At 75.4% G+C, this 317-nt stretch carries 1 pseudogene; it reads right to left on the bottom strand.

From position 1 onward, the window contains the following. A pseudogene (locus tag C7C46_RS33875) lies at nt 1-317 on the bottom strand (alpha/beta fold hydrolase); the annotation flags it as partial.

Here is a 317-nt window from a genome sequence, read left to right as displayed (position 1 = left end):
CGAGCTTCTCCTGGCCCAGGGCCTGGCGCAGCCGGTCCATGTCGCGGGCGGTGTTGCGGGTGCCGACGAAGGGCAGCAGCTTGCCGGCGTTGGCCTCGCAGGCCTGGGCGTACTCCCTGGCCTGCTGCTCCCGGAAGGCCAGGCGGGCCTGCGGGTCGGCCGGGTCGTCCTGCTGGTCGGCGGCGTCGCGCTGGCGGTCCGTCAGGCAGCGCACCGGCGAGGAGTCCCCGGTGCCGCGCGGGTCGAAGCCGACGATGTCGTAGCGGTCGTGCAGCGGCCCGGCGAACTGCTCGGTGCCGTCCCGGACCATGGCCACC

The sequence above is a fragment of the Streptomyces tateyamensis genome (assembly GCF_003205575.1).
GTDB classification, from domain to species: domain Bacteria; phylum Actinomycetota; class Actinomycetes; order Streptomycetales; family Streptomycetaceae; genus Kitasatospora; species Kitasatospora tateyamensis.
The sequence above is the reverse complement of the archived record's forward strand: the minus strand, read 5'-3'. Positions and strand labels throughout refer to the sequence as shown.